The organism is Acidovorax sp. GW821-FHT09B03 (assembly GCF_059418305.1).
In genome coordinates this window covers 156,026-177,639 of the sequence record NZ_JBWKPP010000004.1, presented here as the reverse complement: position 1 = coordinate 177,639, position 21,614 = coordinate 156,026, and the positions used below count along the sequence as shown (strand labels likewise).

Below are 21,614 nucleotides of genomic sequence, written 5' to 3'. Positions count from 1 at the left end.
GTCAGCCAGCGGTGGAGGCGGGGTCCACGCCCCGTGCACCACCCGCGCGCAGGCGCCGGGCGATCTCGTCGCCCAGGGCCTCGGCCTGGGCCAGGGTGGCCACGGATGCACTGGCCTGGGCGCGCACCAAGGGTGCGTGGGCGTCTTCGGGGTCGCCCCAGGCCGCGTCGAGCTGCAGCGTGCCGTTGGCGCCCAGGGTGCCATGCGCCGCCAGGGGCATGGAGCAGCTGCCGCCCATGGCGCGGCTCACGGCGCGCTCGGCGGCCACGGTGAGCCAGGTGGCCTGGTGGGCCAGCGGCGCCAGCGCGGCGATGAGGTCCTGCCGCTCGCTACGCACCTCGATGCCCAGGGCGCCCTGGCCGGCCGCGGGCAGCATGGTGGTGGGCTCGAAAGCCAGGCGGATGCGTGATTCCAATCCCAGGCGCTTGAGGCCGGCGGCCGCGAGCACGATGCCGTCGTACTGGCCTTCGTCGAGCTTGCGCAGGCGCGTGTCCAGGTTGCCGCGCAGCGGCTCGATCTTCAGGTCGGGCCGCAGCGCCTGCAGCAGCACCTGGCGGCGCAGGCTGGAGGTGCCGACCACGGCGCCCTGCGGCAGTTCGTCCAGGGAGGCGTAGCGAGGGGAGACAAAGGCATCGCGCGGGTCCTCGCGCTCCATCACGCAGGCCAGGGCAAAGCCCTCGGGCAGCTCCATGGGCACATCCTTGAGCGAGTGCACGGCGATGTGGGCGCGGCCCTCTTCGAGCGCCACTTCGAGCTCCTTGACGAACAGGCCCTTGCCGCCCACCTTGGACAGCGACCGGTCCAGGATCTGGTCGCCCTTGGTGGTCATGCCCAGCAGCTCCACGGTGTGGCCGCGGGCCTGCAGCAGGGCCTGCACGTGCTCGGCCTGCCACAGGGCCAGGCGGCTTTCGCGCGTGGCGATGATGATGGGATGGGGCAGGGGGCGCGCGGCGGAGCTCAAGATTCGTAACCTGTTTGTAATCATTCAGGGGCGGGCGATGCTAGCATGCGCCCGCACTAGCAGGGTGATGCCTGCAGGCCGCCGCCCCCCATTCCCGGAGACCCTCGCATGAAACGATCCGACAAGGACCAGCCCCTGATTGACGACATCCGCCTGCTTGGCCGCATTCTGGGGGACGTGATCCGGGACCAGGAGGGTGTGGCCGCCTACGAGCTGGTGGAGCAGGTGCGCAAGCTCTCCGTGGCCTTCCGCCGCGATGCCGACCAGGAGGCCGACCGCGCGCTCAAGAAGCTGCTCAAGTCCCTGTCGGGTGACCAGACGGTGAGCGTGATCCGCGCCTTCACCTACTTCAGCCACCTGGCCAACCTGGCCGAGGACCGCCACCACATCCGCCGCCGCGCCGTGCACGAGCGTGCGGGCGACACGCAGGAGGGCAGCATCGAGGTCGCCCTGTCGCGCCTGCGCTGGGCCGGCATCGCGCCCAAGACCATCTCGCAGACCCTGGCCGGCAGCTATGTGGCGCCGGTGCTCACGGCCCACCCGACCGAGGTGCAGCGCAAGAGCATCCTCGATGCCGAGCGCGACATCGCCCAGCTGCTGGCCGCGCGTGACGACATCCAGGTGCGCGCCCAGCTGTACAACACCGCCAAGGACGCGCTCACCCCGCGCGAGCTGGCTGCCAACGAAGCGCAACTGCGCGCCCGCGTGGCCCAGCTGTGGCAGACGCGCCTCTTGCGCTACAGCAAGCTCACCGTGGCCGACGAGATCGAGAACGCCCTGTCGTACTACGAAGCCACCTTCCTGCGCGAGATCCCCAAGATCTATGCCGACCTGGAGAGCGAGCTCGGCCAGTACCCCGTGCACAGCTTCCTGCGCATGGGCCAGTGGATCGGCGGCGACCGCGACGGCAACCCCAACGTGACCGCGCAGACCCTGCAGTACGCCCTGGGCCGCCAGGCCGAGGTGGCGCTGCGCCACTACCTGACCGAGGTGCACTACCTGGGTGGCGAGCTGTCGCTGTCGGCGCGGCTGGTGCAGGTCTCGGCCGAGATGGAGGCCCTGGCGGCGCGCTCGCCCGACACCAACGAGCACCGCCAGGACGAGCCCTACCGTCGCGCTCTGACCGGCGTCTATGCGCGTCTGGCCGCGTCGCTCAAGGAGCTGACCGGCGGCGAGGCGGCGCGCCACGCGGTGGCGCCGCAGAACCCCTATGTGAGCGCCGAGGCTTTCCTGGCCGACCTGCGCGTGATCGAGGCATCGCTCCGGTCGCACCATGGCGAGGCATTGGCCGCCGAGCGCCTGCACCCGCTGATCCGCGCCGTGCAGGTCTTCGGCTTCCACCTGGCCACGGTGGACCTGCGCCAGAGCTCCGACAAGCACGAGGAGGTGGTGGCCGAGCTGCTGGCCACGGCCCGCATCGAGACCGCATATTCCACCCTGGCCGAGACAGACAAGCGCGCCCTGCTGCTGCGCCTGCTCAACGATGCGCGCCCGCTGCGCGTGGTGGGTGCCAGCTATTCGGACCATGCCCGCGGCGAGCTGGCCATCTTCGAGGCGGCGCTGGCCATGCGCCAGCGCTATGGGCACGAGGCCATCCGGCACTACATCATCAGCCACACCGAGACGGTGAGCGATTTGCTCGAAGTGCTGCTGCTGCAAAAGGAAGTCGGGCTGATGCGCGGCACGCTGGACGGCGACGCACGCAACGACCTGATCGTGGTGCCGCTGTTCGAGACCATCGAAGACCTGCGCAACGCTGCGCCCATCATGCGCGAGTTCTATGCCCTGCCCGGCGTGGCAGGCCTGGTGCACAGGAGCGGTAGCGAGCAGGACATCATGCTCGGCTACTCCGACAGCAACAAGGACGGCGGCATCTTCACCAGCAACTGGGAGCTGTACCGCGCCGAGATCGCGCTGGTGGAGCTGTTCGACGAACTGGCCACCAACCACGGCATCCAGCTGCGCATGTTCCATGGCCGTGGCGGCACCGTGGGCCGCGGCGGCGGCCCGAGCTACCAGGCCATCCTGGCCCAGCCGCCCGGCACCGTGCGCGGCCAGATCCGCCTGACGGAGCAGGGCGAGGTCATCGCCTCCAAGTACGCCAACCCCGAGATCGGCCGGCGCAACCTCGAGACCCTGGTCGCCGCCACGCTCGAGGCCACGCTGCTGCAGCCCACCAAGCCGGCCACCAAGGCCTTCCTGGAGGCCGCCGCGCAGCTCTCGCTGGCCAGCATGGCGGCCTACCGCGCGCTGGTCTACGAGACCCCGGGCTTCACCGAGTACTTCTTCAACTCCACGCCGATCCGCGAGATCGCCGAGCTCAACATCGGCTCGCGCCCCGCATCGCGCAAGGCCAGCCAGAAGATCGAGGACCTGCGCGCCATCCCCTGGGGCTTCAGCTGGGGGCAGTGCCGCCTCACGCTGCCGGGCTGGTTCGGCTTCGGCGCCGCCGTAGATGCCTTCGTCAATGCCGAGGGCAAGGACCCCAAGGCGCAGCTGGCGCTGCTGCAGAAGATGTACCGCCAGTGGCCGTTCTTTCGCACCCTGCTGTCCAACATGGACATGGTGCTGGCCAAGAGCGACCTGGCCCTGGCCTCGCGCTACAGCGAGCTGGTGACCGACGCGCGCCTGCGCAAGAAGGTGTTCACCGCCATCGAGGGCGAGTGGCAGCGCACGGCCGAGGCGCTCACGCGCATCACCGGCGACAAGCAGCGCCTGACGCACAACGCCGCGCTGGCGCGTTCCATCAAGCACCGCTTCCCCTACATCGACCCGCTGCACCACCTGCAGGTCGAGCTGGTGCGCCGCTGGCGCGCGGGCCAGGGCGACGAGCGCGTGCAGACCGGTATCCACATCTCGATCAACGGGATCGCCGCCGGCCTGCGCAACACGGGCTGAGCTGGTCGGGCTGGGCGGGTTCAGCCACTTTGCCATCCTGGTGCCCGCCTGCTAGCATGGGCCCGACCGCAGTGCGCGGCAGGGAGGGCATGGTGTGGGCATTGATATGGCTGCCCTGAAGCTGCGGCTGTCGCTGCGGCTGCAGGCCGTTGCACGCGCGGATTCCATGCGCGCCATCCGCGAGGGGCTGCTCTGGGTGCTGCCCTGCCTCATGGTGTCGGCGGTGTTCCTCGTCTCGTCGGTGCTCACGCGCATGCTGGGCCTGCCCACCGAGACCACCGATCTGCTGGCCGGCCTGCATGCCGAGATCAGCCGCATCCTGCCCCTGCTGATCGCCGCGTCCATCGGCTACATGCTGGCCATACGCCACAGCCTGCCGCGCCTGCCCGTGGCCTTCCTGTGCTTTGTCTACGTGGCGCTGGCGGCCTACCTGCTGCGCGGGCAGCCGCGCGCCGCCGCCACGCTGGTGCTGTTCATCGCCATCGCCTCGCCCATCGTCAACGTGCCCATCATGGCCCGGCTGATGCGGGTGCGCTGGCTGCAACTGTCGCGTGGCTCCCTGGTCAGCGACAACGTGGAAGACGCCATGAACATGGTGCTTCCCGGGGTGCTGACGGCGGGGCTGCTGGTCGGGGTGCTGACCCTGCTGCAGCAATGGCAGGGCCTGGCGCACTGGAGCCTGCCCCTGGACGTGGTGGACCCGGACCGGCCCTACCTGAATGCCGTGGCGATCACGGGCATGAATTCGCTGCTGTGGTTCTTCGGCATCCATGGCTACCATGCGCTGCAGCCGCTGTTCCAGGTGCTGGAGTTGGCCGTGGGGTGGAATGCCATCGAGGTGCTGGCGGACCAGCCGCCACCCTACCTGCTCAACGCCGGACTGCTGGGGGCCTTTGCCTTCATCGGCGGGGCGGGGGGCACCCTGTCGCTGGTGGTGGCCGTGCTGTGGCGCGCGCGCGGCCCCGGTCTGCGCCTGCTGGCCCTGGCCAGCCTGCCCATGGCCCTGCTGAACGTGAACGAGCTGCTGCTGTTCGGCATTCCACTGATACTCAACCCGCGCCTGTTGCTGCCGTTCATCCTGGTGCCGGCCGTCAATGCCTGCCTGGCGCTCGCGGCCGTGCAGGCGGGCTGGGTGCCGGTGGCCACCATGGCCATGCCGCTGAATGCCCCGGTGCTCTTCAACGCCTATGCCAGCACCCAGGGCGCGTGGCCCGCCGTTGCGCTGCAGCTGGCGCTGGTGCTGCTGGGGGCCTGCATCTATGCGCCGGCAGTGCGGGCATTGGAGCGCCACAACGCCACCACGGTGCACCTGCCGGGGTTGGACACCACGTTTTCGCGCCTGCAGGAGCAGGGCCGCCTGTATGCCAGCGACCCGGTGGTGCTGGCGCAGCAGCGGCAGGCGGGGCGCGAGGAACTGCTGGCCCAGGTGCGGCGCATGGGCGAGTATGAATTCTTCCTGGAGTACCAGCCCCAGGTGTCGCCGCGCACCGGCGAATGCGTGGGCTGCGAGGCACTGCTCAGGGCCCGCGATGCCCGGGGGCGCACGCAGTCCCCCGGGGCTTTCCTGGCGTGGTTGACCGAGGCCGGGCTCATGAAGGATGTCGACCTGTGGGTGGCCGGTGCCGCCCTGCAGCAGTACCAGCACTGGCGCAACGCGGGCTTCGTGCTGCCCATCTCGATCAACGTCACGGGGCCCACGCTCATGTCGGCCGTGCATTGCCGGCGGCTGGTGGAGTTGATCGCGCCAGCGGCCGGCTGCATCAGCGTCGAGATCACCGAGGATGCGCTGGCCGCGGACGTGGGCCAGATGCGCGACGCCATCGCCCGCATCCACGCCGTGGGTGCCCAGGTGGCCATCGACGACTTCGGCACCGGGTACTCGTCGCTCAGCTACCTGCACGCCTTTGCGGTGGACACGATCAAGATCGACCGCAGCTTCGTGGTGGCCAGTGCCGAACCGCGGGGTGCGCGCCTGCTGCAGGGCCTGCTGCACTTCTGCCAGAGCCTGGAGGTCGGCATCGTGGTGGAAGGGGTGGAGACGCCCGCGCAATTGCAGGCGCTGCCCGGCGGCATGGACCTGCAGGTGCAGGGCTGGTACTACGGCCGTGCGATGGGCGCCGCCGACCTGCCGGCCTTTGTGCAGCGCTGCGCGGCAGGTGTGGCGACCCCGGTGGCGTGACGGCACACCCTGCCGTGCGCCGCCGGCCTCAATCCCCCAGTATCTCGCCCACCGCTTTCAGGTCTTCCACGCGGTCGCAGACCGCCTTCACGGCCATCATGACCGGAATGCCCAGCAGCAGGCCCCAGAGCCCCCAGAGCCAGCCCCAGGCGAGCACGCTGACGAACACGGCCACGGGGCTCATGCTGCTAGTGCGGCTGGTGAGCCAGGGCGTGAGCAGGTTGCCGATGAGGGTGTGGATGACCAGCGAGGCACCGCCGATGGCCAGGGCCATGTCGATGGTGCCGAACTGCAAAAAAGCCACCAGCGCCGAGGCGCCGGCCGTGAGCGCCGAGCCGATGTAGGGCGCCAGGTTGAGCACGCCGGCCACCACGCCCCAGACGGCGGCGTTCTCCAGGCCCAGCGCCCAGTAGGCGAAACCCGTGGCCACGCCCACCAGGATGCTGGTGAACACCTGCACCAGCAGGTAGCGCTGGATCTGGCCGGTGATGTCGTCGAGCACCTGCATGGTGATGTTGCGCCGCTCCAGGCTGCTGCCCGCGATGCGCACCAGCTTCTGGCGGAACAGGTTGCCCGAGGCCAGGGCGAAGTAGGTCAGGAACACCACCACCGTGAGCTGGCCCAGGGCCGACACCAGGCCCATGGTGCCGCTCCACAGGTAGTCGCGGATGTTGAAGGGCGGGCGCTCCACCACCACGCGCTGCACGCCGCGCCGGGCGGGGGCGGCAGTGCTGTTCTCGGCGGCGGCCTGCTCGATCTGGGCGGCGGCCTTCTGCATGGTGTCCAGCGTGCTGGGCATGCCGGCGCGCGCACGCAGGTTGTCGCGCACCTTCTTGGCGGCCACGGGCAGCGAGTCGACAAGCTGCACGGCCCCGTCGCTCAGCGACCAGGCCGTGCTGGCCAGGCCGCCCACCAGCGCGACCAGCAGCACGGCGGCGCCCAGCGGGCGGGGAATGTGCCAGCGGCGCAGCACGTTGACGGCAGGACGCAGGGCGGTGGTCAGCAAAAGGCTGAGCATCAGGGGGATGAAGACCGCGCTGGCCCAGTGCAGCAGCGCCACGCTGGCAAACAGGGCCAGCAGCGCCAGGGACAGGTTGCGCACGTCCACCGGCATCTGCAGCATCAGCGGGGCGGGGGGCGGGGGGGGCGCCGGGGTGGATGCGCTGGCGGGGTCGGCTGCGGCAGGGTCGCGGTCGGACTCCGGTTGCGGCGTCGCGGCCGGGGCCTGCAGCGCGCCGGGCTCCGTCACCGCGCTCGCGGCGGCCACCGGTGGCACCGGCGGCGGCAGGTCGGGGGATGGGACAGGGGGGCTTGCGGGGGCGGGCGCGGCGGTCATGCGGGGGATTGTCATGCACTGTGAGCAAATGTTGTGTAGGTGCCCGCGCCAACGCAACAGCCGGCAGGCGCCTGCCGCGCAAATGCAACGCAATTGCCTCGCTATTCGCGCGATGGGGGCGGCGCCGGGCCGCTAGCATGGCTGCATGCAAGTTGAACCATTGCCTGGCGGCCAGCCGCAGGGCCCCTCCGAACGACGACTGCCCGCCGGGCAGTCCGGCATGGCCGCACCCACGCAGGGCAATGCCCGCGCCCGGCCCGTCGTGCAACGTGTGGTCGTGCCGCTGCTGGCCGTGGCCTCGCTGCTGGCCGCGGGCTGCTCGTCGCTCGACGTGCCGCGGGCCGACAACTACCCGGCATCGAACCAGAAGAAGGCACGTGCCGTGCACCACTGGGACGTGCTGGCCGACGACGTGGCCACGCGCATCACCGACAAGATCCGCAACTGGCCGGCGGGAGAGCACCCGATCTACGTGTCCGCCTCGGGCGACACCAGCTTCAACAATGGCTTTCGCAAGCTGCTGATCACCCGGCTGCTGGACCGCGGCGTGGTGCTCACCAACCAGCCCTCGGCCGTGACCCTGGCGTTCGAGACCCAACTGGTGCAGCACCCGGGCCGTGTCTCCAACAGCCTGCCCATGCCCCTGACCCGGCTGGCCCTGGGCGTTGGCGTGGCGCGCGACTGGGTCCACCGGGCTCCCAGCGCCACCTCCATCGTCGCCGGGATGACCGCGATCGGGGCCCTGGCCGATGCCGCGCAGTACACCACCGACGGCCCCGCCGCGGGCGGCCCGACGCGCACCGAGGTGCTCATCACGACCTCGCTGGAAAGCGGCGACCGCTACCTGGCGCGCACCTCCGACGTGTACTACATCGAACAGGACGACGCCGTGCTCTACCAAGTGCAGCAGCCGCCACCTCCGCCGCCCCCGCCGCCACCGCCGACCCCGGTCAAGACCTGGCAGGTGGTGAGCCCGCCGATGATGGTGGTGGCGCCATGAGGCGGCGCAGCCTGTTGCGCGCCGCCGGGGCGCTGCTGCCGGTGCTGGCCCTGCCGGGCTGCGCCTCCTACTACTACGGCGACAAGGCCGGTGGCAGTGGTGGCGGGCTCATGGACCTGATCACCCCCACGACCATCGAGCGCAACCACCGCGCAGCCGATGCGCTGCTGTTGCAGGCGCCGCTGGACCCGCAGCACGCCGTGCTGGTGGCCACGCTGGTGAATGTGGACCGCCTGAACGAGTCCTCGCGCCTGGGGCGCATCTTTTCCGAGCAGATCGGCTCGCGCCTGGTGCAGCGCGGCCTGCGCGTGACCGAGCTCAAGCTGCGCGAGAACGTGGCCATGCAGCGCGGCACCGGCGAGTTGCTGCTCTCGCGCGAGGTGCGCGAGGTGAGCCGCGCGCACGATGCGCAGGCCGTGGTGGTGGGCACCTACGCCGTCTCGACCACCACGCTGTTCATCAGCCTCAAGATCGTGAACCCGGTGGGCAACACCGTGGTGGCGGCGCACGACTATGCGATGCCCGTCGACGAGAACGTGCGTTCGCTGCTGGCCGCGCGGTAGATCGCGCGCCAGGAAACCTTCCTCCAGCAAAAAGCCCCGCACGGCACGGCCGGCGGGGCTTTGGTATTTGTGGGCGGCCCGGCATCGCCGGGCAGCGGGTCAGTGCAACATCAGGGCGCCAGCGTTCTTGCTCTTGCCGGCGCGGGCGGGCGGGTTGCACAGGCCGCAGGTGTAGTGGCGGTTTTCGTAGAGCTCGGTCACGAAGTGGCCCTTGCAGTCGGCGCACTGGGTGCGGGTGAGCATGCCGGCGTCCACGAACTTCACCAGGCGCCAGGCGCGGGTGAAGGACAGCAGGGGTTCGATCTCGGCGGTGGTGACCTGCTCGTTGTACAGGCGGTAGGCCTTGGTCAGCAGTTCCACCGAGTCCAGGTCCACGCCCTTGGACAGGTATTCGTAGATGTTCAGGAACAGCGAGCTGTGGATGTTTTCCTGCCAGGTCAGGAACCAGTCGGTCGAGAAGGGCAGTTGGCCCTTGGATGGCGACTTGCCGGCGATCTCCTTGTACAGGCGGATCAGGCGTTCATACGACAGCGTGGTTTCCGACTCCAGCACCTGCATGCGGGCCCCCATGCCGATCAGCATCGCAGCGCGTTCGATCTGCTTGGATTCGTTGAGTACGCTCTTGGCTGGGGCTTTGGCGGCGGCAGTCGTGGTCATGGCAGGCTTTCGAAGGAGGCGGTGAACAAGCGGGGCGGGCTGCAGGGAGGCGCGGTGCTCAGAGCACTTCCGACACGCGGCTGGCCATCAGGATGTTGGCGTGCAGGGTGTTGGTGGCTTCGTTGCCCACCTTCTTGGCCGTGTGGTTGGTCAGCAAGCTCCAGACCAGGTTGTCGTCCACGCGGAAGCTGCAAAGAAGCGTGTTTCTGGAGGCCAGTTTCAGCACTTGGGCGGCCGACAGCGATGCAAGAATATCGGCAGCGTCTTCGTTCATGCCCAGGCGGAACACTGCTTCTGCCTTGTCGTGGCGAATCAGGTTCTGCGCCAGCATCAGGTAGGTCAGGTTGGCTTCGCGGATCTCGGCGAGCAGTTGTTCGTTGGTCATGGCGGTGGTTCCTTTGTTCCAGTTCCGGGGCTTCGCCTTGCCATGCTGTTTGCATGTTTTGCGTGATCCGGTGAAATGGATTGTGAAACCAGGCCAATCAAAAATTAAGTCGGCGTTGCTCTGTGCAGCGTGTCTGGTTCAGGGGTAGTCCGTGTAGGAATTTGCCTTACAGACGCCGAAGGTCCGGTACTACCCCACAGAGCGCCACGGCCTGCTGCCGCAAGGCGCTCAGGCCGCCAGCAACCGGCTCAGCCGCGTTCCACCGGGCGTGAAGAATCGCTCACCCATTCGCTCCAGCTGCCGGCAAAAAGCGCGGTTTTCCCGAGCCCGGCGACCTCCATGGCGATCAGATTGGGCAGGGCGCTCACGCCGCTGCCGCACTGGTGCACCACGCTGGCCGGATCGCGCCCCTGCAGCAGGGTGTCGAACTCGGCGCGCAGCACGGCGGCGGGCTTGAATTGGCCGTCGGGGCCGATGTTGTCAACGAAGGGGCGGTTCAGGGCGCCGGGAATGTGGCCGGCCACCGGGTCCAGCGGCTCCACCTCGCCGCGGTAGCGCGGGGCGGCGCGCGCATCCACCACCGTCTGGCCGGGCTGCTGCAGGTGGGCCAGCACGTCGCTGGCCGTGGCCAGGCGGCGCAGGGGTTCCTTGAGTTCGAAGTTGGACTGGAAGTGCGCGGGCTCTTCACCGCTGGCGACTGCGCCACCCGCGGCCTGCCAGGCCTGCAGGCCGCCGTCGAGCACGGCCACGGCATCGTGCCCGGCCCACTTGAGCATCCACCACAGGCGGCCACAGTAGTTGGCGCCCTGGCGGTCGTACACCACGGCCTGCATGCCGTTGGCAAAGCCCACGCTGGACAGCCAGATCGCAAAGCGTTCGCGGCTGGGCAGCGGGTGGCGGCCGCCCGATGCGGGCTTGTCCGCCTCCTGGGCGGTGACCACGGCGCCCGATGCGCCGGGCACGCCGTGCTTGGCGCTCAGGTTCTCGTTCAGGTCCGCATACACCGCGCCGGGGATATGGGCCTGGGCGTATTGCTGCGCACCGGCGGTGGACTGCGTCAGGTCGAAGCTGCAGTCGAACACCATCAGGGGGGTGCCGCTGGCGGCCAGCGATTGCAGTTCGGTAGCGGAGATCAGGGTGGTGTAGGTCATGGCAGCGGGACGGTTGAGAGCTGAGCCCTGCATTGTGTCAATGGTCGGCGTTCACAAACGTATCAATTGTTCACGGCTTCAATTGCTGTGGGGCGCCATGCGCAGCCCACATCGCGTGAAACTGGCAGGGCCAATGCCAGTGCCCCCGTGCAAGGGCCGCCCCGCCGCACCGGGGGCGTCCCCCTCCCGACTCGCGCAGCGAGACGAGAGAGGGGCTGAGGGCCGCGGCTCCGAGCCTGCTTGCGCAGGCTTGGACGTGCCCGAAGAGCGGCCGTCTTTGGCGGACGCACGGAGGCGCGAAGCGACTCAGGGGGTGCTTCATGTCAATGTTCTTCCGCGGGGGTTCCAGGGGCGGCGCGGGCGCGCAGCACGGTGGCCGCGATGCCGCTGCCCACGATCAACACCATGCCGGCCCAGGCGATGGGCGGCAGCACGTCGCCGAACAGCGTCACGCTGTAGATGGCGGCGAAGACGATGCCCGAATACTGCAGGTTGGCCACCACCAGGGTGCCGCGCTGGGTCTTGGCGCTGGCGTAGGCCTTGGTCATGCACAGCTGGCCGCCGGCGGCCAGGATGCCGATGGGCAGCAGCCACAGGGCCTGCCAGCCCGGCCACGCCGAGGTGCCGGTGAACAGCAGGGCCACGCCGCCGGCCACTGCCGAGCCCAGCGCGAAATAGAACACCGTGCGCGACTCGGGCTCGCCCAGGCGCGACAGGGCCACCACCTGCATGTAGGCAAACGCGGCCGACAGGCCCGACATCAGCCCGATCATGCCGGCGAAGGCCTGGTTCTGGTCCAGGCTGGGACGCAGCATCATCACCACGCCGACGAAGCCGGTGAGCACGGTGACGATCAGCGTGCCCTGCAGTGCCGGGCGCGGCGTGGCGGCCGAGGGGCGCCAGGCCAGCAGGGTACCGCCGACCAGGAAGGCGGCGATCCACACGCTGCTCATGTAGTTCAGGGTCATGGCCGTGGCCAGAGGCAGGTGGGCGATGGCATAAAACCAGGCCCCCAGCGAGACCACGCCCACCGAGCTGCGCCAGGCATGCATGCCCGGGTAGGCGGTGCCCAGCGAGACCTTCTGCGAGCGCGCCAGCAGCCACAGGATGCCCATGCCGATGAGGCCCCGGTAGCAGACCAACTCGGCCGCATTGAAATGGGCCGAGGCGATCTTCACGCACACCCCCATGCTCGCAAAGAGGAACGCGGCCAACACCATCCAGAGGGCTTGCATGGGAAAATCAGGACTCGAAAATGAAAATAGCTGCCGTGCTTGGAACGCAAGCACTGGCAGCTATTGTAATGAGAGCATTCCGGCTGAACCCGAAGACTCGGGGAGGTTTGCGACGCTGTTCAGCGCTTCGGTACAACCTCGCCCATCGCAGCCCTGTACCACTCGTGGAAATGCTGCATGCCATCTTCCATCGGGCTCTGGTAAGGACCCACTTCGTTGTCGCCGCGTGCCAGCAGGGCCTTGCGGCCGGCGTCCATGCGCTCGCCGATCTCGTCGTCCTCGATGCAGGTCTCCATGTAGGCGGCCTTCTGCGCTTCGACGAACTCGCGCTCGAAGGCGGCGATCTCCTCGGGGTAGTAGAACTCCACCATGTTCAGCGTCTTCGTCGGGCTGATGGGGTGCAGCGTGGACACGGTGAGCACGTGCGGGTACCACTCCACCATGATGTGCGGGTACAGCGTGAGCCAGATGGCGCCGTGCTTGGGCGGCTTGCCCTGGCGGTAGGCCAGCAGGGCCTCGTGCCAGCGCTCGTACACGGGGCTGCCGGCCTTGCCCAGGCGATTGGCCACGCCCACGGTCTGCACCGAGTAGTTCTTGCCGAACTCCCAGCGCAGGTCGTCGCAGGTCACGAAGCTGCCCAGGCCCGGGTGGAAGGGGCCGACGTGGTAGTCCTCGAGGTAGACCTCGATGAAGGTCTTCCAGTTGTAGTTGCACTCGTGCAATTCCACATGGTCGAGCACGTAGCCCTCGAAGTCGAGGTCGGCGCGCGGGCCCATGGCATCGAGATCGGCGGCCACGTCGTAGCCGTTGTCCTCGAACAAAAGGCCGTTCCACTCGCGCAGGGGGTAGTTGTTGAGGTTCAGGCAGGGGTCGTCGGCAAAGTGCGGCGCACCCAGCAGTTCACCCTTGGCGTTGTAGGTCCAGCGGTGCAGCGGGCACACGATGTTGCCGCCCGCGCTGCCCTTTTGCTGGGTGTGCAGCGAGCCGCGCCCCTTGAGCATCACGGCCTGGCGGTGGCGGCAGACGTTGGAGACGAGCTCCACCCCGCCCTGGGCATTGCGCACCAGGGCACGGCCCTCGGCCTCGTGGGGCAGGGTGTGGTAGTCGCCCGCATGGGGCACGGCCAATTGGTGCCCCACATAGCGGGGCCCGCGCTGGAAGATGGTGTCCAGCTCGCGCTGGAACAGCGCTGGGTCAAAGTAGCTTGAAACTGGTAGTTGGCTTGCGGCCTGCTGCAGTTGAAGACTTAAATCAGACATGGGTGACCTGACCTAAAGACTCCCCACAGGGAGGTGTGCCAGGGGGCACATCTGGAGGAAAAAAAGAAACCGGCGCATAGGCCGGCTGGACGAGAATGGGATTATAGCCAATGGGGTTATTCCGCCGCCCCATTCCCGCACCCCCCCTGCGTGTATTGGCAAGCGGGCTGCGGCCCGCGCCCGGATGGGGCAGGCAGGGGTTCGGCCGGCCCGCGCCCTGGTGGCGTGGTTGCGGCCGGGCGGTCGCCGTCCGGACCGGCTGCGCCCGCCAAACCGGGGACCTGTGGGCAGGAGCGCCATGCGCTGGGCCTAAAATCAGCGGTTTTTCCATTCGCGGTGCTTGTCCACCGCCTCCACCCATGCCCAAGGCCCCCGCCACCGCCGCGCCCCCTGCAGAACCCGCCAGCTATGAAGCGGCGCTGGAAGAGCTGGAGCAACTTGTGGGCCGGATCGAGTCGGGCCAGTTGCCCCTGGACCAGATGCTCGCGGGCTACCAGCGTGGCGCCGCGCTGCTGGCCTTTTGCCGCAAGCGCCTGGACGCCGTGCAGGACCAGATCAAGGTGCTGGACGAAGGCGGCCTGCACGCCTGGACGCCCGAATGAGCGCGGCGCCCGTGGTGAATTCCCCCATCGACCTGGCTTCCTGGAGCCAGCGCCACCTCTCCCGCGTCGAGGAAGCCCTGTCCCGCTGGGTGGGCGAGGGCGCGCCCGCCGGCCTCGGTGAGGCCATGCGCTATGCGGTGCTCGACGGCGGCAAGCGCCTGCGCCCGCTGCTGGTGCTGGCGGCCGAGGAGGCGGTGTGCAGCGGTGCCGACATCGCGGCTTCGGCGCATGCCGTGTCCGACGGGGCGGCGCTGCGCGCCGCCTGTGCCGTCGAGCTGATCCATGCCTATTCCCTGGTGCACGACGACATGCCGTGCATGGACAACGACGTGCTGCGCCGGGGCAAGCCCACGGTGCACGTGCAGTTCGGCGAGGCCCAGGCCCTCCTGGCCGGCGATGCGCTGCAGGCCTTTGCCTTCGAGCTGCTCACGCCCGACGACGGCAGCGTGCCCGCCGCGATGCAGGCCACCCTGTGCCGTCTGCTGGCGCGCGCGGCCGGCTCGGCCGGCATGGCCGGCGGCCAGGCCATCGACCTGGCCAGCGTGGGCCTGGCCCTGACCGAAGACCAGTTGCGCCACATGCACCGCCTGAAGACCGGCGCACTGCTGCAGGGCAGCGTGATGATGGGTGTGGCCTGTGGCCCGGCGGACGCGCGGGCGCACGAAGCCCTGTCCGACTACGGCGCCGTGATGGGCCTGGCCTTCCAGGTGGTGGACGACATCCTCGACGTGGTGGCCGATTCCGCCACCCTGGGCAAGACCGCCGGCAAGGATGCCGCGAGCGACAAGCCGACCTATGTGTCCCTGCTCGGCCTGGCACCCGCGCAGGCCTATGCCCGCGAGCTGCAGGTGCAGGCCCACGCCGCCCTGGCGCGCAGCGGCCTGGCCGACACCCGCGCTCTGGCCGCCCTCGCCGACATGGTGGTGGACAGGACGCATTGATGGCTCTGGCAAGGCTCTCCCGGCCCATTGGTACGATGCATGAAGACGCAGGCGCCCGCTGGCGCATGGCGCTTGCCTCGTGAGCACTGATCGACTCCAAAAAGAATAGCAAATGTCCACGACCTCCTATCCCCTGCTGCAGACCGTGAACGACCCGGCGGACCTGCGCGCCATGCCGCGGGCCGACCTCAAGGCCCTGGCCACCGAGCTGCGCGCCTTCGTGCTCGAAAGCGTGTCGCAGACGGGCGGGCACCTGAGCTCCAACCTGGGCACGGTGGAGCTCACCGTGGCCCTGCACCATGTGTTCAACACGCCCGAGGACCGGCTGGTGTGGGACGTGGGCCACCAGACCTACCCGCACAAGATCCTGACCGGCCGGCGCGACCGCATGAACACGCTGCGCCAGATGGGCGGCATCTCGGGCTTTCCGCAGCGCGCCGAGAGCCCCTACGACACCTTCGGCACGGCGCATTCGAGCACCAGCATCTCGGCCGCGCTGGGCATGGCGCTGGCCGCCAAGGTCAAGGGCGAGAACCGCCACGCCGTGGCCATCATCGGCGACGGGGCGATGACGGCCGGCATGGCCTTCGAGGCGCTGAACAACGGCGGCGTGGCCGATGCCAACCTGCTGGTGGTGCTCAACGACAACGACATGAGCATCAGCCCGCCCGTGGGGGCGCTCAACCGCTACCTGGCCCAGCTCATGAGCGGCCAGTTCTACGCGGCCGCCAAGAACGTGGGCAAGACCGTGCTGCGCCCGGTGCCACCGCTGCTGGAGCTGGCCAAGCGCTTCGAGCAGCAGGCCAAGGGCATGGTCGTGCCGGCCACGCTGTTCGAGAAATTCGGCTTCAACTACATCGGGCCCATCGACGGGCACGACCTCGACTCGCTGATCCCCACGCTCGAGAACATCAAGAGCCTCAAGGGCCCGCAGTTCCTGCACGTGGTCACCAAGAAGGGCCAGGGCTACAAGCTGGCCGAGGCCGACCCCGTGGCCTACCACGGCCCCGGCAAGTTCGACCCGGCCGTGGGCCTGGTCAAGGGCACGGCCAGCCCCAAGCAGACCTTCACCCAGGTCTTCGGCCAGTGGCTGTGCGACATGGGGGCGCACGACCAGCGCCTGGTGGGCATCACCCCGGCCATGCGCGAAGGCTCGGGCATGGTGGAGTTCGAAATGCGCTTTCCCGAGCGCTACTACGATGTGGGCATTGCCGAGCAGCATGCCGTCACCTTCGCGGCCGGCATGGCCTGCGAGGGCCTCAAGCCCGTGGTGGCGATCTACTCGACCTTCCTGCAGCGCGGCTACGACCAGCTGATCCACGACGTGGCGCTGCAGAACCTGCCCGTGGTGTTCGCGCTCGACCGTGCGGGCCTGGTGGGGGCCGATGGCGCCACGCATGCGGGCGCCTACGACATTCCCTTCGTGCGCTGCATCCCCAACATGAGCATGGCCTGCCCGGCCGATGAGCGCGAGTGCCGCCAGTTGCTGTCCACCGCCTTCGAGCAGGACCACCCCGTGGCCGTGCGCTACCCGCGTGGCAGCGGGGCCGGCGTGGCGCCGCTGGCCGGGCTGGAAGGCCTGCCCTTCGGCAAGGGCGAGATCCGCCGCGAGCGCAAGGCCGCTGCTGGCGAGGCCGGTCCGCGCATCGCCATCCTGGCCTTCGGCACCCTGCTGTACCCTGCGCTCGAGGCGGGCGAGGCCCTGGATGCCACCGTGGCCAACATGCGCTGGGCCAAGCCCGTCGACGTGGAACTGCTGCGCGATGTGGCCGAGCGCCACGACGTGCTGGTCACGGTGGAAGAAGGCGCCACCATGGGCGGTGCCGGCAGTGCCGTGACCGAGGCGCTGAACGCGGCCGGCATCGTGCGCCCGGTGCTGCAGCTGGGCCTGCCCGACGCGTTCATCGAGCATGGCGACCCGGCCAAGCTGCTGTCGCTGCAGGGGCTCGATGCCGCGGGCATCGAGCGTGCGGTGCGGGCCCGGTTCCTCGGCTGAGTCGGCTTCTCCGGCGCGGCTTCGCGGCGCGCAGGGGCTGTCGAAAACCCGCACAGCACCCTGGCGGGGCTCCTCCTACAATGCAGGCGCGCTGCATTGATCTGCACGCGCGCCCCTGCGCAGCACGCATCGCTGCCGCATCCACCCCCCGCGGAAACAGGAGAGAAGTCGTATGCATCGCCGTTCGCTCATCAAGCACACCGGCCTGGCGGGTGTACTGGCCTCTGGCGTCGCGCCGGCCGTGCATGCCCAGGCCACGCTGCGGTGGCGCATTGCATCGAGCTTTCCCCGCACCTCGGACAACATCTTTGGTGGCGCCCAGGTGTTTGCCAAGGCGGTGCGCACCCTGTCCAATGGCAAGTTCGAGATTTCCGTGCACCCCGGTGGCGAGCTGATGCCGCCCTTCGACGTGGTGGATGGCGTGCAGAGCGGCACGGTGGAGATGTGCCATGCCGTGCCCTACTACTTCTACAGCAAGAACCCGGCGTTTGCGCTCGGTTGTGCCGTGCCCTTCGGCTTCAATGCGCGCCAGATGAGTGCCTGGATGCTGCACGGCAACGGGCGCCGGCTCATGAACGAGTTCTATGCCGGCTTCAACATGGTGAGCTTTGCCTGCGGCAACACCGGCACGCAGATGGGCGGCTGGTTCCTGCGCGAGGTCAAGACCCCGGCGGACTTCAAGGGCCTCAAGATCCGCGTGGGCGGCGGCCTGGTGGCCGAGGTCATGCAGCGGCTGGGTGCCATTCCCCAGAGCCTGCCGGGCGGCGAGATCTACCAGGCCCTGCAAAAGGGCAGCATCGATGCGGCCGAATGGATCGGGCCCTACGACGACCAGAAGCTGGGCTTCAACAAGGTGGCGCCGTTCTACTATTACCCTGGCTGGTGGGAGGGCGGGCCCGAGGTGGACCTGTTCGTGAACAAGAAGGCCTACGACGCCCTCACGCCCGACTACCGCTTCATCATCGAAGCCGCGGCCTCCTATGCGCATGCCGACATGCTGGCCCGCTACGATGCGCTCAACCCCAACGCGCTCAAGCAGCTGGTGGCTGCCAAGACCAAGGTGCTGCCGTACTCGCAGGTCATCCTGGACGCCGCGTTCCGTGCATCGATGGAGGCCTTTGCGCACAACGATGCCAGAAGCCCCGAGTGGAAGAAGATCTACGCCGACATGCGCAACTTCCAGCGTGACCAGATCCTCTGGTTCCGCTTTGCCGAGGCGCGCTACGACACGTTCATGTCGGCACAGAAGATCTGAAACGCCCTGAGTCGCTTCGCGCCATGCCCCCAAGGGGGAAGCAGCCCTCGGTGCGCGGCGGCCCTTCCTCGGCTGCCCTGGCTTGGGCGCGCCAGTTTCCAGCACCGTGAGCGGATGCTTGCAGAACCCTGAAGCCCTCGCGCAGGGGGCGGGCTTTCACGGGAAAACCCGCAAATCCACGGGGGGGCATGTTCCTACAATCAATCGGGCTAGAAGGTCCTTGGCCGCGGGCGACCCGCCTGCATGCCAGGGTGTGCAATCACAAGTATTCGGAGAGAACTCATGGATCGTCGTTCAATCATCAAGCATGCCGGTATTGCCGGTGTCCTCGCCGCCGGTGTCGCACCGGCCGTGCATGCGCAGGCTGCCGTGCGCTGGCGCTTGGCATCGAGCTTCCCCAAGCCCCTGGACACCATCTACGGCGGTGCCGAAGTGTTTGCCAACGCGGTCAAGGCCATGTCCGGCGGCAAGTTCGAAATCTCCGTGCATGCCGGCGGCGAGCTGATGCCCGCCTTCGGCGTGGTGGACGGCGTGCAGCAAGGCTCCGTGGAAGCCTGCCACACCGTGCCTTACTACTTCTACGGCAAGAACCCCGCGTTCGCCATCGGCTCGGCCATTCCCTTCGGCATGAACGCACGCCAGATGAATGCCTGGATGATGCACGGCAATGGCCGCAAGCTGATGGACGAGTTCTATGCCGGCTACGGCATGCTGAGCTTTGCCGGTGGCAACACGGGCACCCAGATGGGTGGCTGGTTCCGCAAGGAAATCAAGTCGGTCGCCGACCTCAAGGGCCTGAAGATGCGCCTGGGTGGCGGTCTGGTCGGTGACGTGATGACCAAGATGGGCGTGGTGCCCCAGAGCCTTCCTGGCGGCGAAATCTACCAGGCGCTCGAAAAGGGCACCATCGACGCCGCCGAGTGGGTGGGTCCTTACGACGACCAGAAGCTGGGCTTCAACAAGGTCGCGCCCCACTACTACTACCCCGGCTGGTGGGAAGGCGGTCCTGAAGTGGACTTCTACATCAACAAGAAGGCCTTCGACGCACTCACGCCCGAAAACAAGGCCATCGTGGCTGCCGCATCGGCACAGGCTGCATCCGACATGCTGGCCAAGTACGACGCCCGCAACCCCGTGGCCTTGAAGCAGCTGATCGGCGCCAAGATCAAGCTCCTGCCCTTCACCAAGGACGTGCTCGACGCCTCGTTCAAGGCATCGCAAGAGGTGTACGCCGAGAACGACGCCAAGAGCCCCGAGTGGAAGAAGATCTTTGCCGACTTCCGCGCCTTCCAGCGCGACCAGGTGGCATGGTTCCGCGTGGCCGAAAGCCGTTTCGACAGCTACATGCAGACCGTCAAGCTCTGATACGTCCCCGGCCTGTCATTGCTGCCAAAAACCGCGCCTCGGCGCGGTTTTTTTATGCGCCATTTTCATGCGGCATGTACGGCAGGCTGGCCGCCCAGAAGACGCCTGCCGACGCGCTGACGGCCGCGCCCAGCGCGCACACCCCGCTCCAGCCCCAGGCTGCAAAGACGGCGGGGGAGGCTGCGGCACCGAGCCCGCTGCCCGCGGCATAGAACAGCATGTAGCAGCCCACCAGCCGTCCATGCAGGCCCGCGTCGCCGCGCAGGACGAGGGCCTGGTTGGTCACGTGGATGGCCTGGCCGCCCAGGTCCAGTGCCACCACGCCCAGCACCAGCCACCCCAGTGAATGCGGCATGAGCCACAGCGGCAGCCAGGCCGCGAGCAGCAGCGCCAGCGCGCCTGCGGTGGCACGCTGGGCCAGGCCCCGGTCGGCCCAGCGCCCGGCACGCGTGGCGGCCAGCGCCCCGAGGGCCCCCACCAGGCCGAAGGCGCCGATGGCCGTGTGCGACAGCGCATGGGGCGCCCCGCGCAAGGGGAGCACCATGGCGCTCCAGAAGATGCTGAAGGCCGCGAACATCAGCAGGGCGAGCGCGCCGCGGATCTGCAGCACCCGGTCGGTGCGCAGCAGGGTCAGCATGGAGCCGACCAGGGCCGGGTAGGCGAGCCCGCCTGCGGACGACGGCGCGGGAGGCAGCGCGCGCCAGAGCAGGGCCATGAGGGCCAGCATGGCCAGCGCCGCGGCGGTGTAGACCCCGCGCCAGCCCACCAGGTCGGCCAGCAGGCCTGACGCCACCCGCGCCAGCAGCAGGCCGATGACCACGCCGCCCTGGGCGGCACCTACCACGTGGCCCCGCTCCTGCGGCGCCGCGGCGGTGGCCGCGAAGGCGATCAGCCCCTGGGTCATGGCCGTGCCCAACAGGCCCAGGCACAGCATGCCCGCCAGCAAGGTTGCGGCAGAGGTTGCCGCGGCCGTGCCGAACAGCGCTGCGACCAGGGCGGCGCATTGCCACAGCATCAGGCGCCGCCGGTCCATGCGGTCTCCAAGGGATACCAGCAGCACCAGGGCCAGGGCGCAGCCCGCCTGTGTGGCCGCCACCACCGCGCCGATGGCGGCAGGGCGGATCCCGAAGTCGGCCGCCAGCGCATCGAGCAGGGGCTGGGCGTAGTAGACATTGGCGACACAGAGCCCGCTGGCGCAGGCGAACAGCGCCACCAGGGCACGGGGCATGGTGGCCGCTGTGGACAGGGGTTGGGGCATGGATCAAGCAATCTAGTTTCAAATAAAGACCGGTTTGATTCTAGGCAAACCAGTCTTAAAATGAAACCTGTTCCCGCAAAAACACCCCTGCGGGCAGTGCCATCACCGAGGAGTCACCATGTCCCAGCGCAAGCATGCAGTCGCCGAAACCTGTCCCGTGGCGCGTTCGGTCGACCTGGTCGGCGACCGCTGGAGCCTGCTGATCGTGCGCGACGCCTTCGACGGAACGCGCCGTTTCGGTGACTTCCAGCGCGGCCTCGGCGTGGCCCGCAGCATCCTGGCCGAACGCCTGCGCAGATTGGTGGAAGAGGGCATCCTGGCCGTGCAGCCGGCATCCGACGGCACCTCCTACCAGGAGTACGTGCTCACGCCCCGCGGCGAGCAGCTGTTTGCGGTGGTGGTGGCCCTGCGCCAGTGGGGTGAGCAGCAGCTCTTCCAGCCGGGCGAGGCCCGTTCGCAGCTGCTGGAGCGGGCCACGGGGCAGGAGCTTGCTCCCATGCAGCCGCGCGGCGCCGATGGCCAGGTGCTCGGCCCCTGGCAGGCGGTGGTGCGCAAACCTACCGCCCCATGAAA

General features: G+C 68.7%; 18 protein-coding genes. 10 read left to right on the top strand and 8 right to left on the bottom strand.

Going from position 1 to position 21,614, the window contains the following annotated elements:
- Position 1 precedes the first annotated feature (1 nt).
- Positions 2-985: a hydroxymethylbilane synthase gene (hemC, locus tag AC07PA_RS09925; RefSeq protein WP_494604986.1), complete on the bottom strand. Its 984-nt coding sequence runs from the start codon at positions 983-985 to the stop codon at positions 2-4.
- Between the two features lie 84 nt (positions 986-1,069).
- Here hemC and ppc point away from each other — a divergent pair, with 84 nt between their 5' ends.
- Together ppc and AC07PA_RS09915 are read left to right on the top strand one after the other, a co-directional pair.
- The gene (gene ppc / locus AC07PA_RS09920; RefSeq protein ID WP_007858953.1) at positions 1,070-3,859 is read left to right on the top strand and encodes a phosphoenolpyruvate carboxylase; all 2,790 of its coding nucleotides are present in this window, start codon (positions 1,070-1,072) and stop codon (positions 3,857-3,859) included.
- A gap of 106 nt (positions 3,860-3,965) precedes the next feature.
- Positions 3,966-6,038 (top strand): EAL domain-containing protein, encoded by a 2,073-nt coding sequence (locus tag AC07PA_RS09915; RefSeq protein ID WP_494604984.1) that lies wholly within the window; start codon positions 3,966-3,968, stop codon positions 6,036-6,038.
- Positions 6,039-6,066: 28 nt separating this feature from the next.
- On the opposite strand, the gene AC07PA_RS09910 is transcribed toward AC07PA_RS09915, so the two are convergent.
- The gene (locus AC07PA_RS09910) at positions 6,067-7,374 is read right to left on the bottom strand and encodes an AI-2E family transporter (protein ID WP_494604982.1); all 1,308 of its coding nucleotides are present in this window, start codon (positions 7,372-7,374) and stop codon (positions 6,067-6,069) included.
- 220 nt (positions 7,375-7,594) lie between these two features.
- Between AC07PA_RS09910 and AC07PA_RS09905 the strand changes: the two genes are divergently transcribed.
- Complete coding sequence (locus tag AC07PA_RS09905; protein ID WP_494605266.1) at positions 7,595-8,374, top strand: hypothetical protein; 780 nt, start codon at positions 7,595-7,597, stop codon at positions 8,372-8,374.
- Positions 8,371-8,937, top strand: coding sequence for a FlgO family outer membrane protein (locus AC07PA_RS09900; protein WP_494604980.1), 567 nt, complete (start codon positions 8,371-8,373; stop codon positions 8,935-8,937). The genes AC07PA_RS09905 and AC07PA_RS09900 overlap by 4 nt, the downstream gene beginning before the upstream one ends.
- Positions 8,938-9,036: 99 nt before the next feature.
- On the opposite strand, the gene flhC is transcribed toward AC07PA_RS09900, so the two are convergent.
- The 5 genes from flhC to AC07PA_RS09875 all read right to left on the bottom strand — a co-directional run bounded on the left by flhC (position 9,037) and on the right by AC07PA_RS09875 (position 13,624).
- Positions 9,037-9,594: a flagellar transcriptional regulator FlhC gene (flhC, locus tag AC07PA_RS09895; RefSeq protein WP_007853388.1), complete on the bottom strand. Its 558-nt coding sequence runs from the start codon at positions 9,592-9,594 to the stop codon at positions 9,037-9,039.
- 58 nt (positions 9,595-9,652) lie between these two features.
- The gene (flhD, locus tag AC07PA_RS09890) at positions 9,653-9,979 is read right to left on the bottom strand and encodes a flagellar transcriptional regulator FlhD (RefSeq protein ID WP_007853391.1); all 327 of its coding nucleotides are present in this window, start codon (positions 9,977-9,979) and stop codon (positions 9,653-9,655) included.
- Between the two features lie 248 nt (positions 9,980-10,227).
- Positions 10,228-11,130 carry a sulfurtransferase gene (locus tag AC07PA_RS09885; RefSeq protein WP_145695297.1) on the bottom strand — a complete coding sequence of 301 codons (903 nt, stop codon included), beginning with the start codon at positions 11,128-11,130 and terminating at the stop codon, positions 10,228-10,230.
- A gap of 323 nt (positions 11,131-11,453) precedes the next feature.
- Positions 11,454-12,365, bottom strand: a complete 912-nt coding sequence (locus AC07PA_RS09880) for a DMT family transporter (RefSeq protein WP_007853396.1) — start codon at positions 12,363-12,365, stop codon at positions 11,454-11,456.
- A gap of 119 nt (positions 12,366-12,484) precedes the next feature.
- Positions 12,485-13,624: an aromatic ring-hydroxylating oxygenase subunit alpha gene (locus AC07PA_RS09875; protein ID WP_494604977.1), complete on the bottom strand. Its 1,140-nt coding sequence runs from the start codon at positions 13,622-13,624 to the stop codon at positions 12,485-12,487.
- 359 nt (positions 13,625-13,983) lie between these two features.
- Here AC07PA_RS09875 and xseB point away from each other — a divergent pair, with 359 nt between their 5' ends.
- The 5 genes from xseB (at position 13,984) to AC07PA_RS09850 (ending at position 19,783) form a co-directional block, all read left to right on the top strand.
- Positions 13,984-14,226, top strand: a complete 243-nt coding sequence (xseB, locus tag AC07PA_RS09870; protein WP_007853400.1) for an exodeoxyribonuclease VII small subunit — start codon at positions 13,984-13,986, stop codon at positions 14,224-14,226.
- Positions 14,223-15,167, top strand: coding sequence for a polyprenyl synthetase family protein (locus tag AC07PA_RS09865; protein ID WP_007853401.1), 945 nt, complete (start codon positions 14,223-14,225; stop codon positions 15,165-15,167). The genes xseB and AC07PA_RS09865 overlap by 4 nt, the downstream gene beginning before the upstream one ends.
- Before the next feature lie 112 nt (positions 15,168-15,279).
- Positions 15,280-17,163, top strand: a complete 1,884-nt coding sequence (gene dxs, locus AC07PA_RS09860) for a 1-deoxy-D-xylulose-5-phosphate synthase (RefSeq protein WP_494604974.1) — start codon at positions 15,280-15,282, stop codon at positions 17,161-17,163.
- Between the two features lie 172 nt (positions 17,164-17,335).
- Positions 17,336-18,418: a TRAP transporter substrate-binding protein gene (locus tag AC07PA_RS09855; RefSeq protein WP_007853405.1), complete on the top strand. Its 1,083-nt coding sequence runs from the start codon at positions 17,336-17,338 to the stop codon at positions 18,416-18,418.
- Between the two features lie 282 nt (positions 18,419-18,700).
- Positions 18,701-19,783: a TRAP transporter substrate-binding protein gene (locus AC07PA_RS09850; RefSeq protein ID WP_007853407.1), complete on the top strand. Its 1,083-nt coding sequence runs from the start codon at positions 18,701-18,703 to the stop codon at positions 19,781-19,783.
- Positions 19,784-19,835: 52 nt separating this feature from the next.
- On the opposite strand, the gene AC07PA_RS09845 is transcribed toward AC07PA_RS09850, so the two are convergent.
- The gene (locus AC07PA_RS09845; RefSeq protein WP_494604971.1) at positions 19,836-21,041 is read right to left on the bottom strand and encodes an MFS transporter; all 1,206 of its coding nucleotides are present in this window, start codon (positions 21,039-21,041) and stop codon (positions 19,836-19,838) included.
- A 118-nt stretch (positions 21,042-21,159) separates the two neighbouring features.
- Here AC07PA_RS09845 and AC07PA_RS09840 point away from each other — a divergent pair, with 118 nt between their 5' ends.
- Positions 21,160-21,612: a winged helix-turn-helix transcriptional regulator gene (locus tag AC07PA_RS09840; protein WP_494604969.1), complete on the top strand. Its 453-nt coding sequence runs from the start codon at positions 21,160-21,162 to the stop codon at positions 21,610-21,612.
- The last annotated feature ends 2 nt before the right edge of the window (positions 21,613-21,614 follow it).

Bases quoted from the DNA above. Each gene is read 5' to 3' on its own strand.
- AC07PA_RS09850 (WP_007853407.1), top strand. From the start codon at position 18,701: ATGGATCGTCGTTCAATCATCAAGCATGCCGGTATTGCCGGTGTCCTC.
- AC07PA_RS09875 (WP_494604977.1), bottom strand. From the start codon at position 13,624: ATGTCTGATTTAAGTCTTCAACTGCAGCAGGCCGCAAGCCAACTACCA.
- flhD (WP_007853391.1), bottom strand. From the start codon at position 9,979: ATGACCAACGAACAACTGCTCGCCGAGATCCGCGAAGCCAACCTGACC.
- AC07PA_RS09845 (WP_494604971.1), bottom strand. From the start codon at position 21,041: ATGCCCCAACCCCTGTCCACAGCGGCCACCATGCCCCGTGCCCTGGTG.
- AC07PA_RS09855 (WP_007853405.1), top strand. From the start codon at position 17,336: ATGCATCGCCGTTCGCTCATCAAGCACACCGGCCTGGCGGGTGTACTG.
- xseB (WP_007853400.1), top strand. From the start codon at position 13,984: ATGCCCAAGGCCCCCGCCACCGCCGCGCCCCCTGCAGAACCCGCCAGC.
- hemC (WP_494604986.1), bottom strand. From the start codon at position 985: ATGATTACAAACAGGTTACGAATCTTGAGCTCCGCCGCGCGCCCCCTG.
- AC07PA_RS09880 (WP_007853396.1), bottom strand. From the start codon at position 12,365: ATGCAAGCCCTCTGGATGGTGTTGGCCGCGTTCCTCTTTGCGAGCATG.
- AC07PA_RS09900 (WP_494604980.1), top strand. From the start codon at position 8,371: ATGAGGCGGCGCAGCCTGTTGCGCGCCGCCGGGGCGCTGCTGCCGGTG.
- AC07PA_RS09905 (WP_494605266.1), top strand. From the start codon at position 7,595: ATGGCCGCACCCACGCAGGGCAATGCCCGCGCCCGGCCCGTCGTGCAA.
- AC07PA_RS09885 (WP_145695297.1), bottom strand. From the start codon at position 11,130: ATGACCTACACCACCCTGATCTCCGCTACCGAACTGCAATCGCTGGCC.
- AC07PA_RS09915 (WP_494604984.1), top strand. From the start codon at position 3,966: ATGGCTGCCCTGAAGCTGCGGCTGTCGCTGCGGCTGCAGGCCGTTGCA.
- AC07PA_RS09910 (WP_494604982.1), bottom strand. From the start codon at position 7,374: ATGACCGCCGCGCCCGCCCCCGCAAGCCCCCCTGTCCCATCCCCCGAC.
- AC07PA_RS09865 (WP_007853401.1), top strand. From the start codon at position 14,223: ATGAGCGCGGCGCCCGTGGTGAATTCCCCCATCGACCTGGCTTCCTGG.
- ppc (WP_007858953.1), top strand. From the start codon at position 1,070: ATGAAACGATCCGACAAGGACCAGCCCCTGATTGACGACATCCGCCTG.
- flhC (WP_007853388.1), bottom strand. From the start codon at position 9,594: ATGACCACGACTGCCGCCGCCAAAGCCCCAGCCAAGAGCGTACTCAAC.
- AC07PA_RS09840 (WP_494604969.1), top strand. From the start codon at position 21,160: ATGTCCCAGCGCAAGCATGCAGTCGCCGAAACCTGTCCCGTGGCGCGT.
- dxs (WP_494604974.1), top strand. From the start codon at position 15,280: ATGTCCACGACCTCCTATCCCCTGCTGCAGACCGTGAACGACCCGGCG.